Origin of the sequence: Paenibacillus dendritiformis, from assembly GCF_945605565.1 — a bacterium.
GTDB classification, from domain to species: Bacteria; Bacillota; Bacilli; order Paenibacillales; family Paenibacillaceae; genus Paenibacillus_B; species Paenibacillus_B dendritiformis_A.
In genome coordinates, this window is record NZ_OX216966.1 from 4,173,334 (window position 1) to 4,186,396 (window position 13,063).

At 56.2% G+C, this 13,063-nt stretch carries 11 protein-coding genes; 3 read left to right on the plus strand and 8 right to left on the minus strand.

Annotation, left to right across the window (positions count from 1 at the left end; genetic code table 11):
• Positions 1-62: 62 nt before the first annotated feature.
• Genes NNL35_RS18570 through NNL35_RS18580 form a run of 3 tightly spaced genes read left to right on the plus strand, consistent with a single transcriptional unit; the run spans position 63 to position 4,554 of the window.
• A complete protein-coding gene (locus NNL35_RS18570; protein ID WP_006675900.1) occupies positions 63-3,182 on the plus strand; it encodes a DNA polymerase III subunit alpha in 3,120 nt (1,039 codons plus the stop codon).
• A gap of 2 nt (positions 3,183-3,184) precedes the next feature.
• Entirely contained in the window at positions 3,185-3,970 is a 786-nt protein-coding gene (locus NNL35_RS18575) for a DUF72 domain-containing protein (RefSeq protein WP_006675899.1), read from the plus strand.
• Positions 3,967-4,554 carry a uracil-DNA glycosylase gene (locus tag NNL35_RS18580; RefSeq protein ID WP_006675898.1) on the plus strand — a complete coding sequence of 196 codons (588 nt, stop codon included), beginning with the start codon at positions 3,967-3,969 and terminating at the stop codon, positions 4,552-4,554. The genes NNL35_RS18575 and NNL35_RS18580 overlap by 4 nt, the downstream gene beginning before the upstream one ends.
• A 67-nt stretch (positions 4,555-4,621) precedes the next feature.
• Here the strand turns inward: NNL35_RS18580 and NNL35_RS18585 are convergent, their stop codons facing one another.
• From NNL35_RS18585 to NNL35_RS18620, 8 genes are all read right to left on the minus strand, one after another.
• Positions 4,622-5,092 carry a DUF4871 domain-containing protein gene (locus NNL35_RS18585; RefSeq protein WP_006675897.1) on the minus strand — a complete coding sequence of 157 codons (471 nt, stop codon included), beginning with the start codon at positions 5,090-5,092 and terminating at the stop codon, positions 4,622-4,624.
• On the minus strand, positions 5,092-5,745 hold the full coding sequence (locus NNL35_RS18590; protein WP_254553642.1) for an HD domain-containing protein: 654 nt from the start codon (positions 5,743-5,745) through the stop codon (positions 5,092-5,094). The genes NNL35_RS18585 and NNL35_RS18590 overlap by 1 nt, the downstream gene beginning before the upstream one ends.
• A 46-nt stretch (positions 5,746-5,791) precedes the next feature.
• Positions 5,792-6,811: a Gfo/Idh/MocA family protein gene (locus tag NNL35_RS18595; protein ID WP_006675895.1), complete on the minus strand. Its 1,020-nt coding sequence runs from the start codon at positions 6,809-6,811 to the stop codon at positions 5,792-5,794.
• A 21-nt stretch (positions 6,812-6,832) separates the two neighbouring features.
• Positions 6,833-7,927: a serine hydrolase domain-containing protein gene (locus tag NNL35_RS18600; RefSeq protein ID WP_158000432.1), complete on the minus strand. Its 1,095-nt coding sequence runs from the start codon at positions 7,925-7,927 to the stop codon at positions 6,833-6,835.
• A gap of 151 nt (positions 7,928-8,078) precedes the next feature.
• A complete protein-coding gene (locus NNL35_RS18605) occupies positions 8,079-8,564 on the minus strand; it encodes a tetratricopeptide repeat protein (protein ID WP_006675893.1) in 486 nt (161 codons plus the stop codon).
• A gap of 914 nt (positions 8,565-9,478) precedes the next feature.
• Positions 9,479-10,348: a carbohydrate ABC transporter permease gene (locus NNL35_RS18610; RefSeq protein WP_040730523.1), complete on the minus strand. Its 870-nt coding sequence runs from the start codon at positions 10,346-10,348 to the stop codon at positions 9,479-9,481.
• A gap of 65 nt (positions 10,349-10,413) precedes the next feature.
• The gene (locus tag NNL35_RS18615; RefSeq protein ID WP_006675890.1) at positions 10,414-11,397 is read right to left on the minus strand and encodes an ABC transporter permease; all 984 of its coding nucleotides are present in this window, start codon (positions 11,395-11,397) and stop codon (positions 10,414-10,416) included.
• 67 nt (positions 11,398-11,464) lie between these two features.
• Positions 11,465-13,060 carry an extracellular solute-binding protein gene (locus NNL35_RS18620; RefSeq protein WP_006675889.1) on the minus strand — a complete coding sequence of 532 codons (1,596 nt, stop codon included), beginning with the start codon at positions 13,058-13,060 and terminating at the stop codon, positions 11,465-11,467.
• Positions 13,061-13,063: the final 3 nt, after the last annotated feature.

Below are 13,063 nucleotides of genomic sequence, written 5' to 3' on the forward strand. Positions count from 1 at the left end.
AGACAACAACCGTTCCTAACCGTATGATAGAAACAAATGTTCCCGTACAAAGGAGTGCTGTCATGGAAAAGCTGGGGACAAGCTTCGTACACCTTCACGTTCATACGGAATACAGCCTGATGGATGCGACCTGCCGCCTGGAAGATCTGCTGCAGCGGGCGGCATCGTGGAATATGGATGCGCTGGCCATCACCGATAAAGGGGCAATCAACGGGATGATTCCCTTCTGCCGGCTGGCGGCGGAATACGGCATTCATCCGATTGTCGGCTGTGAAATTCGGGTCGGCGATTCGGAAGACACGCTCATTTTATTGGCCGCCACTAATCGGGGCTACGAGCACATCGTCGAGCAACTGAACGGCGCTCCTTTTCGTCCCCCGGCCTCTCATGGCGATATTATTGTACTGAGCGGCGGCAGAACCGGAAGCATTCACCGTCTGCTCGCGAGCGGACGGACGGAACAAGCAGCCAAGCAAGCCCTACAATATATAGAGTGGTTCGGCAATGAAAATTTCTTTTTGGAAGCACAGCATCACGGTCTGTCAGACGATGATGAGGCGCTCAAGCGAACTGTACACCTGGCCCGGGAAATGAAGATTCCGTTAGTGGCTACCCACGACGTGCATTATCTCGATCCCGAAGACGCTCCTTTACTGCACATGATCCGGCAACGAAAAACAGAGCCGAATCCGGCTGTTCCCGATGCCACCGGACCGTTTTATCTCCCTTCCCCTCATGACATGAAGGCGAAATTCAGCCATCTGCCGGACGCTGTGGCCAATACGGTTCGCATCGCGGAGCGTTGCCGGTTCCAACAGGAGCGCAGAACGAACAGGCTGCCAACCTACCCCGTATCTCACATATGGAGCGCAGATAGCCCTTCATGCGATCGATCCGGGGCGGAAGGCAACGAATCCGAGAAGCTTCCGCAAAGCGCGGATGAAGCGCTGCGCCAGTTATGCCTGGATGGGTTGCGGCAGCGGTTCGGTTCGTCTGCTCCGGTTATTGATCGTTCGGGTGACACTCGTGCGCTTGAGCGAATGCGCCACGAGCTGGACATCATTACGGCGCGAGGGCTCTCCGACTATTTCCTGATCGTATGGGATATCGTACGGTACGCGCGGAGCCGGAACATTCCGGTAGGACCTGGAAGAGGCTCGGCCGCCGGAAGCCTGGTGGCGTATCTGCTCGGCATCACCGAGGTGAATCCGCTCCTGCACGGCCTGTCCTTTGAACGTTTTTTGAGTCCGGATCGGGCCGACTTGCCGGATATCGATATCGATGTCTGTCAGAGAAGGCGCCACGAGCTGCTTCAATACGTGAAGGATAAATACGGAGAAGACCGGATTGCGCATCTTGGCGTATTGAACACGTTCGGCTCACGCGGGGCGGTACGCGAAGCGGGAACTTATTTGGGCTTGCCCAAAAAACAAGTCGATGTGCTGGCCAAGCTGCTCCCCTCTTTTAGCGGGAGAGGCGGAATCCGCCATAGCCTGGACACCCTGCCGGAGCTGAGCAAGCTGCCGGCCGGCAAAGAGCCTTTCAGCTCGCTGTTCCAGCTTGCCGAACGGCTGGAAGGAATGCCCCACCAGCATTCCGCTCACCCGTCGGGAATCATACTCGGAGATGAACAATTGGCCCGGACCATTCCTCTGCAGCGGCGGCCGAACGGAGAACCGATGACCTCTTTTACGAAGGAAGATATCAAAGCGCTGGGCTTATTGAAAATTGATCTCCTCGGTCTGCGCAACCTGACGATCATTCATGATACGCTCTCTTCCATTCACGAACGAACGGGGGAACAGATCGATGTGAGCGTTATCCCGCTTGACGATCCGGATACGTTCGAGACGATCGGCAGCGGCAATACATTGGGCTGCTTCCAGCTTGAAAGCATGGGAATCCGCCGCTTACTGCGCCGCGTGCAGCCGCACAGTATCAGCCATTTAGCCGATCTGCTCGCCTTGTACCGGCCTGGTGCATGGAATGAGGGAATCGTTGACACGTATTTGCGCCGGCATCGGGGCGAAGAGAATTACAAGCTGCCGCTCCCTGAATTGGAGCCCGTTCTTGCGCCGACATATGGCCTTATCCTGTATCAGGAGCAAGTGATGGCCATTGCTCAAGCGGTTACGGGCTGCACCATGGGGGAAGCCGACTCGCTGCGGCGCGCTCTATCCGCGAAATCAGTCGAAGCGCTGTCCCGCCATCAGCAGCAGTTCCTTCAGAGAGCGGCAGCACGAGGCGTGACAGACAAGGAAGCTTTGGCCATCTTTGACTTTTTGGTCAAGTTTTCCGGGTACAGCTTCAACAAAGCCCATAGCGTGTCCTATGCCTATCTGGCCTATTGGACCGTTTATTTAAAAACGCATTTTCCCAAAGATTATATGGCCTCCTTATTAAGCATGGAGGGCGGGTATTACGACAAAAAAGTATATTTGCGGGAGATTTTCAAAATGGGCCTGTCCTTGCTTGGACCCGATATGAACCGGAGCGGGCTCGGTTTCCATGCGGAAGAGGAAGGCATACGCTGCGGACTGGATGCCGTTCACGGCTCGGGGCCGGAATCGGTGATCGCGATGCTGCGTTCCCGTATCCACTGCGGGGAATTCCGAACGTTTCCCGAATGGGTGGAGCGGATGCAAGCGAGCCGGATCAAAAGACCGGTGCTTGAAGCCTGGATCGCCGCGGGCGCCTGCGATCGTTTTGGCCTCCACCGCAAGGAGATGATCGCCCATGTGAACGGATTGCCGCAGGAAGCCGGCGTCCGAGCTTCGGCCGAAGCGGTTCCCGATTTTACCGAGGCGGAAAAAAGAAAGATGGAAAAGGCATTGCTCGGTTTTTCTTTGCAGCCATCTGCATCGAGGAAATGGAATGATTTTGTGCAGCGCTTTAACATCGTTCCGATCCGGGCGCTATCCGAATGCAGTGATAATGCGCGTGTCCGCATTTGCGGAACTATCATCCACAGCCGGCGGTATCCGACCCAATCCGGCGAATACGTGCTTATGCTCGTCCTGCAGGATGACACGGATATGATCGAGGTCGTGCTGTCTCCGGCAACGTACAAGTCTTTTTTATACGAATTGAATCCGAAGGGCATATTACTGGAAGGCGATGTCCGGATGCAGAACGGGCAGGCGCGCATCGTGGCGGACAAAATCAAGGCGCTTGGAGGATAACTATGCTGCTCATCGGAACGGCTGGCTACAGCTATGAGGATTGGAAAGGGGTTTATTACCCGGAAGGCTTGGACAAAAAAGAACGGCTTTCTTTTTACGCCCGGGAATTTCCGTTTACCGAGGTGAACTCATCGTTTTACGCGATGCCCAACCGGTTTATGCTCTATCATATGCGGGAGAAAACACCTGATCACTTCCAGTTTGTCATCAAAGCATACCGTGGAATGACACATAAACGGGAAGATAACGAACAACATTTTCACGATTTTAAGGAAGCGCTGAAGCCATTAATCGAGGTTGGCAAGCTGGGATGCGTACTGGCTCAGTTCCCTACCAGCTTCCGGAACCGGGATGAGAACCGGGATTATTTGAAGGAATTCAAGGAATTGATGGGCGACATTCCGGTCGTGGTCGAGTTTCGGCATGAAGAATGGATCGACGAACGGATCTTCGATCTGCTGGAGGAAGAGCAATTGGGTTATGTGTGCGTGGACGAGCCACAGTTCAAAACGCTCGTTCCGCCGATCATCAGAGCCACCGGCCCAATCGGTTATATCCGGTTCCACGGACGGAATTATAAAAAATGGTGGCATCATAAAGAGACGCATGAACGGTATGACTATTTGTACAACGAGAACGAACTTGCGGATTGGGTTCCGAATATTCGCAAGCTTGCCGAGAGAACGGAAAAGACATTCGTCAGCATGAACAATCATTACCGGGCGCAGGCCGTCATCAACGGGCGGATGCTGCGCGAGATGCTGAAAGAGGAGGTCGTTCCCACATGATCGCTGGTACCGCCTTGCCGGAAGAGTTGCAAGCGATCGGCAATCTGGATGCGTTGCGCGGAGTCTGTGAGCGTGTCTTTGTGCCGGAGCCTGGAGAGCGGCTTGTATTCGGCGAAGGACCGGAGCATGCCCGTCTCTTCCTGCTTGGAGAGGCCCCCGGCGCCAAAGAAGCCGAGAGCGGCCGGCCATTTGTCGGTAATTCGGGAAGACTGCTGAATAAATATTTGCAGAAAGCGGATATTCTCAGGGAAGACGCTTATGTGACGAACGTCATCAAAGTAAGGCCGCCCGGCAACCGGAAGCCGAAAACATCGGAGGTTACCGAAGCGCTGCCCATATTGTTGCGGGAAATCGAATTGATCGATCCGGCCATCATCGTATGTCTCGGGAGCATAGCGGTACAGGCGCTTGTCGATCGCAAAGCGAAAATTACGGAAATACGCGGAACGTGGGTGGAGAAGGACGGAATCCGGATCATGCCGACCTATCATCCATCCGCTGTATTTCGCGACGAACAGAAAAGGGAACTTCTAAAGCAGGATATCTTCTCCGCCGCAGAGGCCTTGAAAAAGCTGGAGCCATGACCGTTAGCAGCCTGTAATGGCTCCCATGCGCTCTGCTTGCGACCTATAGATAGGCCGCCGTTCCCCGCTAGGATGGCTGCTTCTCATCCACGCCTTCGACATATAACGTCTCATAGCGGAGATCGCCGATATAGATATCGAGCTTCCACATTCCGGATGCTGTCAGCTTGAGCCCGGAAGGCAGCGTCGCATTGGCTCCGAGGTTCGGAGTAGGTCCCGGCATCTGCTCCTTCAGCAATATCCTTGATTCTCCGGTCTTTTGGCTCGTGCCGATAACGGTGAACGCGCCTTCGAGACGGGATGGATCATCCCAGAAATGCCACACGATCTTTTGGGGCACATCCACATAGAGAGGGGCGTCCGGCATCCCGATTTTTCCCTTTACGCCGCGGAAGGTAAATGCCCGTTCCCTGCCTTGATTATCCGTAAATTTGACATCGAACACCGGACTCAACTGCCATTGTTCCGCTTCGGCAGAGGCGCAGCCGGCAATCAGTGCGATCATGAATAACAGCAGAATGCCCGTTAGTCGCTTCATCAGTCATCCTCCGCTTCCCATTCTTTATGGAATTGCTGCAAATAATCGACCATTACGCGATGCCGCTCCATGGCCAGAGCTTTGCCGCTGTCCGTATTCATGAGGTCTTTCAATCTCAACAGCTTCTCATGGAAATGATTGATGGCGGTGCCCCTGTGGCTCCGGTACTCCTCTTCCGACCGGAATGCAGCAGGCGGCTCCTCCGGGTCATGCATCCGATGGCCGGCCCAGCCGGCATAGGCGAACGCGCGCGCAATCCCGATCGCGCCCATCGCATCGAGCCGATCGGCGTCCTGCACGATCTGCCCCTCCAACGTCTTCATCGGCGAATGATGCCCGCCGCTGTAAGACAGGTTCGACACGATATCCATGATATGGGATATCGCAGCCGCATCGGCGCCGTTCGCCACAAGCCATTCCTGCACCCTGGCGCAGCCAGCCTCCTTCGTCGGATTGAACTTGGCGTCCGCCACATCATGCAGCAGGGCGACCAGCTCGCAGATCGCGGCATCCGCCCCTTCTTTCTCCGCGAGCCGGACGGCCATTCGCCGCACACGATGAATATGCCACCAATCATGGCCGCTGCTGTCGGACTCCACCTGCTCGCGCACATACGCTTCCGCGCGTGCGATCAGCTCCTGGCGCGCATCCATTTCCATCCCTCCCTTCCATCATGGACCGGCGTCTTCACATATCGGCTCAGCTATACTCCGGCCGAATATCCTCCCATCCGGAAGAGGCCGGATGACGGAGCGCTTCCAGAACGGCCTGCGCATCATATCCGTCCTGGAACGTAAAATATCGGGCCGGCTTGCCTTGAATCGCTTGGATCACCTGTCTAAGCACCGGAAGGGCATCAGCCGAATCCTCGACCTGAACCGGCTCCAGCGGTTGGCCCACCGCTCCCGTATACAGCTGGTCCCAATTTTCCAGCGCGATCGTTCCCTCTGTCCCGTACAGGATGAGAGAGACCCGTTCTTCCCCCGCGAACCCGGAAATGCCGCTCAGGTGAACCGGAATTCCGCTGTCCAGCCGCAAGCCAGCGCGGATTCCCGTCTCGCAGAGCCCGCTCTGCTCCGGCAGCTCCAGCTCGCTCTGCACATGCGTAATGCGGCCGAGCAGCTTCTGAATGACATGAATCCAGTGAACGCCGACCTCCAGCACGAAGCCGCCCTGCTGCCGTGTCCCAATCCATGAATTTTGCTGCCATGACCGCGGCCACTGCGGGAACTGCAGAATCAGGTCGAGCTTCCGAATCTCGCCGATCGCCTTCTCCTCCAGCATGCTCCGCACCCGCTCCACCGACGGTTCATGCGGCATCGAGAAGTGAATGGCATGCACGACCTGCGCCTCGCGCGCTTGCTGCAGAAGCTCCCACGCTTCCTCCACGCTATTCGCCAGCGGCTTCTCGCAGAAAACATGTATTTTCCTGCGAAGCGCTTCCATGGCGATCTCATAGTGGAACGCGGGAGGCACAGAGATATATGCCAGATCGACGTCCGTCTCCTCTAGCAGCGCCGCGTAGTCCGAGTACCATGCCGCATGCGGGAAGCTGTCTTGATAGGTATGCTGGAATTGCTCGCGGGCCTGCTCGTTCGCTTCGCAGATAGCCGCAATCTCTATCGCTTGCGCGAATTCCGGCTGTGCCGCCAGACGCAGCATATATTGTCCCATATGGCCCAGTCCGATGACCGCCATTCTGATTTTCTTGCTGTTCATTGCGCTCTCTCCCTGTTGCATTTATTGTCCCGGCCAGCCATATGGCTTCCCGATATGGCGAATCAGTTCGCCTGTCAACGCCTCGTCCTGCAGCTTGCCCGGATCGGAATTCGTCATGACGACGATTCCGCTTCGCAGGCGAGGGTACGCCACCAGCTTGCACTGGAAGCCGACTCCCCAGCCTTGGGAGACGACAAGCGGCTCTCCTTCTGCCGACGGAACGAAGACCCCCAGCCCAACCTCGTCTGCGCAGCCGCTGCCCGCCAGCATCTGCCGGGCCAGTTCCGGCTGCAGAATCGAGGCCGTGTCCCCGTTCCAGGCTGCCATCACTTCCAGCGCCAGCAGGGCGAGCTCCGTCGGCGTCGACCACAGGCCGGCTGCGGCCAGACACGGGTAATACGCCCGTGATCCCTCTACGACATGACCCGCTTGATCATGTCCGGCCGAAGCGCTTGCTTTCGCCTTGATTTCCTCCGCGCGTCCAATTTTCGAATCATAATAATTCCAATAGAACGTCCGCTTCAAGCCTAGCGGCGTCATGACGAGCCGCTCCATCGCAACCGCGAACGGCTCTCCCGTCACATCCTCGATCAGCTGTTCAATAACGCAGTAACCGGCATCCGAATAATCGAATCGCCTCCCCGGCACATTTTGGATATGTATGGGTTCAGAATGATACGGGGTAGCGCCCGTCAATATCTCCTTCACGGCAGGCAGCGGATCCGTCGTCCGATAGATGCCGAAGCTTCCAGGCGGATCCACGATCCCCGACTGATGCGCAAGCAGATGACGCAGCGTAACCTTCACATCTGCCGAATGCGGGCTGTCCGGAAGCCGCCACGTCCGCAAATAACGATTCACCTCTGCGTCCAGATCCAACACGCCTGCCTGCACAAGGCGGAGAACGCCAACCGCCGTAACCATTTTGCTTATGGAACAGGCATGGAACAGGCTGTTCGCGGTCACCCTGCGCGCCGATCCGGCTTCCAACACCCCATAGCCGCCGTTCCATTCCAACTGCCCGTTACAGATCAGGGCGATGCCCACACCCGGCACCTGGTGATGCCTCCTCAGTGCCTCAATCCCATTGTCGTCCCTGTCGATGATGTGCTTCATGAACTCAGCTCCCATTCATCTCGGAATGCAATGCATCGCGCTCCTGACGAAATGCTTCCGCCCATGCCTTCTGCAGGCATGCGCTATGCCCTCTGCAGGCAAGCGTTCCGCCAAGTCGCATCTGGACTTCCATCTTACGGTATGCTTCCGCTTAATCCCATACTTGGTCCAGCTTGTCGGCATAGAAGCCAATCGCCTGGCTGTAGGCGCGAATGCCTTCATCTTCCGAAGTGTTCGCCAGCGCAGTCAACAGCAGCCGTATCGCCTCCGCGTGCTCGCCGAGATTATGCAGGGCCATCGCGTAAAACACGCCAAATTCCTTGCGATCAGGATATTCGCGCATGCCCTGTCCGAGCGTCTCCTTCGCCTCGGCGTACCGACCCAGCGTGCGGTAGGTGCTGCCCAAGCCAAGCAGGGCTCCGGCGCGGTGCTCATCGCTGAGCGGGCAGCGCAGCGCCTGTTCGTAATACGGGACGGCCTCCCGTTCCCGGCCGAGATTGTCATGCGCCCAAGCGAGCTGGCATAGAATCTCCCCGTTGTCCGGTTGCTTCTCCAGCAAATCGGCCAGCAGCGGAATCGCTTCCTCCGCCCGTCCGGCCGCTCTCAGATCAGTGGCACGCTGCAGCGCATCATTCATCGGTCGTTCATCCTTTCATCCTGTATCGCACGACATGGCGCGCTCATACATTATACCACCTTCTTCCACCCCAGTCAGGCTGTTCTTCTCCCCTTTGCTTCACTATCCCATCTAATCAGAAGCGTCTCCGTCCTCCGTTCCTTTTGGCCAATATCCCCTTCATTCAGATGCGTTGCGGCCCTCCGTCTCTTCTGGCCGATATCCCCTTCATTCAGAAGCGTTGCCGCACTCCGTCTCTTTTGCCCAATATCCCCTTCATTCAGAAGCATTGCCGCCCTCCGTCTCTTTTGGCCAATACCCCCTTCCGTCAGCTCGTTCTAATCTACCGCGGTCCTTTGACTAGGCAGTATCCCTTTCCCCTCTAACTCGGCCATTCACTCAATCCGCTCTCGTCCCGGACGGCAAGACCAAGATAAAGATACTGAGCCACGGGGAGAATGATGCCAAGTAGCTTCGCATGGATATGTTCTCTGCTCCCTGACCGAATGGGAGAGTATTGGTAAGAGGTTGTGCATACACGCGTTCCTGACCAAATGGGAGAATGGTATAAAGTAGCTCTACATAGTACCGTTCCTGACCGAATGGGAGAACGTTGTAAAGGCTCTGCATATTGCCGCCCCTGACCGAATGGGAGAATGGTGTTAACAGATTCGGCGTGTTTCCGTCCCTGACCGGATGGGAGATTGCGCATAAGATGTTGTACATAACATACTACCCTGACCAATTGAGAGAGTGTTGCTAAGTAAACCAGCATCTGCACTCTTCTGACCGAATGGGAGAATGCATGTAAGGAGCTCTACCCCTAACCTATATGTACTCCCGGGCATCGAAAAAAGCCCGATGCACAAGCATGCATCAGGCTGACAGACAAGCCAGGCCAAGTCAAGCCGGGTTCAAGCGATAGCGGCTCGCTCCTATTCCTTAATGGCACCGATCATGACGCCTTTGACGAAATATTTTTGCAGGAACGGGTATAGCAGCAAAATGGGAACGGTAGCGACGATGATGGTCGCGTACTTGATCGTCTCCCCTATCGGCATCTTGTCGGCCGTCCCCGCCGATGTCAGCATGCTGTCCGTGCTGTTCGTAATCAGAATCTCGCGCAGCACGAGCTGCAGCGGGTACAATTCGCGATCGCGAAGGTAGATCATGGCGCCGAACCAGGAATTCCAGTGCCCCACGCCATAGAACAGGATCATGACGGCAATGACCGGCATCGAGAGCGGAAGGATGATGCGGATCATGACGGTAAAATCGTTCGCGCCGTCCAGCTTGGCGGATTCCTCCAGACTGTGCGGAATCGATTGGAACGCCGTCCTCATTATAATCAGGTTGAAGGCGCTGACGGCTCCCGGGATAATGAGCGCCCACAAGCTGTCCAGCATGCCGAGCCCCGTCACGAGCAGGTAGCTCGGGATGAGCCCGCCGGAGAAAAACATCGTGAATACGATGAAGAACATGATTGGGTTCTTCCACATGACGTTTTGCCGGGACAGCCCGTAGGCGCCAAGCGCCGTCATGAAGACATTGAGGCAGGTGCCTACACTGACAATGAACAGCGTGTTCAGATATCCGCTCGTAATCATCGGGTTGTCGAATACGAGCCGATACGCTTCCAGGTTCAGCCCGGAAGGATGCCAGATCAAGCCGCGCTGCTGGACGACCCAGGCCGGCTCGCTGAGTGAAGCGAACAGGACGTAGATGAAGGGATACAGCGTGACGAGACATAACAAGATAAGGAACAGAATGTTGAACACTTCAAAGATGCGTTCGCCGAGCGACATGTTGTTCACCGCATAACCTCCTTGTATCGGAATGAATCTGCATCATATGCGCAGCCCGCTGGTCGTCACCACAGCTTCGAATCGCTTGTCCGGCGGCTGACCGTGTTCGCGAGAATGAGCAGCGCGAAGTTGATGACGGAGTTGAACAGGCCGATCGCGGTGCTGTAGCTGTAGTTCGCTTCGAGAAGCCCTTTGCGGTATACATAGGTGCCGATGACGTCGGCCGTCTCATAGGTGGATGAGTTGTACATCAGTAATATTTTGTCGGTGCTGACGGACATGATGCTCCCCATCTGCAGAATAAGCAGAATGATCACGACAGGCATGATGCCCGGAATCGTAATATGGACGACCTGACGCCATTTGGAGGCGCCGTCCACCTTCGCCGCTTCATACAGGGAAGGATCGATGTTGGAGATCGCCGCCAAATAAATGATCGTCCCCCAGCCGACGCCCTGCCAGATGCCGGATGAGATATAGAGTGTCCGGAACCATCCCGGCTCCCGCAAATAAGCGACCGCCTCCACGCCGAACCATCTCAGAATGTTGTTGATCAGACCGTCCCGGGCGAGAAAATCGACCATCATCCCGACAATGACGACAATCGAGATGAAATGCGGAATGTACGTAATCGTCTGGACCGCCCGCTTGAACAGCTGATGGCGAAGCTCGTTCAGCATCAGCGCGAGAATGATCGGCGCCGGGAACGAGAAGATCAGCTCGTACAGACTAAGCAGCAATGTATTGCGGACGATGCGCCAGAAGAAGTGGCTGTGGAAAAATTCTTCGAAATATTTGAAGCCGACCCATGGGCTGTCCAGGAAGCCCATGGCCGGAGAGTAATCCTTGAATGCGATCTGAATGCCGTACATCGGGCCGTAATGGAATATCGCGTAATAGGCGACGACAGGCAGCAGCATCAAATAGACATATTTGTTCAGCTTGGCATCGCGGATGACCCGCTGCAGGAAGCTGCGGTCCGCTCTTGCATCCGGACTTCGCTTCACGCGCGAGCGAGGACGCGCCGCCGCTTGCTTGGGGGTGGGCATGCCGATTCCTCCTTCTATGCAACGGTTCGTGCCGGTCGATTATCCGTCCCGGCACGAACCCTGTGCTTTATCGCTTATTGAACCGATCCAGCGCGGCTTGCTGAATTTGGATCGCCTGCTCAATCCCCATCGATTGAATCGTCTCGACAAAAGCATCGAACCGATCCAGCGGCTCGGCGCCCATGACGAATTTATAGAACATTTCGGATTTATACGTATCGATATCGGCCATAATGGAAGCATAAGTGGAGCTCTCATCCGACGTCCGCGTCAATGGAGGGAGCAGCTTGCTCCGGTCCGCATCGAGCCAGTTCTTCATCGCCTGCTTCTGCTCCGGCAGCTCGATATACTGCTCGATATAGCGTTTGTCCTGCACGAACGGCCCGGACCAGTTCACCGGCATATATTTGGCCATGGCTTCCGCGACCGGCAAGCCTTCCGGATTTTTCATAATCTCGTCCGTATATTTCGGATACCCGTTCTCCATCTGATAGCTCACGCCTTCAACGCCGAAATTGAACAGGAGATGGCCTTCCTCGCCATATTTATAATCCATCCATTTCACGATCTGCTCCGGATTGGGCGCAGTCGCCGAGACGGCGGCGCCAATGCCCGCGAACGGCGAATCGGCTTGGCCGAGCGCCTTCTTGCCCGGAATGGCGGTCGGATAAGGCGCGCCGACCAGCTCGAACTCCGGATGGGAGCCCTTCATCAGATTCGTATACCGCCCGACCCCCGATCCATTATACGTAACGAGCGAGCCCAGCACATTGCTCGTCATCTTCGCATCCTGCAGCTTGCCGTCGGTCGTGGCGTAATCTTTGTCCAGGAGTCCTTCCTTGTACCAGCGGTTCAGCATCGTCAAGTAATCCTTATATTCGGGCTGGATCGGCCCGTACTTGATCTCATTGCCTTCCCGGTAGAATCCGTCGGTAATGCCGAACGCGCCCACGAACGCGACATTGATATCGCGCAGCAGGAACGGGTTCTCATCCTTCTTGCCGTTGCCGTTCGGATCGCCGTCCCGGAAGGCGATGAGCATCTTCTCCCACTCCTCGATCGTCGCTGGCACCTGCAGGCCGAGCTTGTCGAGCCAATCCTTCCGGATCGTCGGCCCCATGAATGTCAACAGCTCTTCATCCGGGCGCAGGAAGGGAAAGACATAAATATTGCCTTCATCGGTCGTGACCAGCTTTTTCAGATCGGGCCGCGCATCGAGCACCGCCTTCAGATTCGGGGCATGCTGGTCGATCAGCTCATTCAAGCGGAGAATTCGCTTCTCCTTAATCGCTTGATCCGGCCCCTTCGCGACGCCGCCCCAAGTGTACTCGATGACATCCGGCAGCTTGCCGGAAGCGAGCATCAGATTGAACTGATCGGCTTCCTGCCCGGCGGGCGGATGCTGGAAGGTGACCTTCGTTCCGGTCCGCTTCTCCAACTCCTGATACGCCCCCATCTCGCTGAAGCTCTTCATCACGGTCCCGGCATTCCCGATCGGGGCCCAGTACGTTAAGGAAGCGGGATACGGCACTTCACCCGCCGGCGTATCGGCCGCAGGCTCCGCCGCCTGCTCCGTCTTCCCGCTGCATGCGGCCAGCATTCCCGTCAGCATCACGAGAGACAGCAGCACAAGAATCGTTCGTCGCCATAATATTTGTTGCATGAC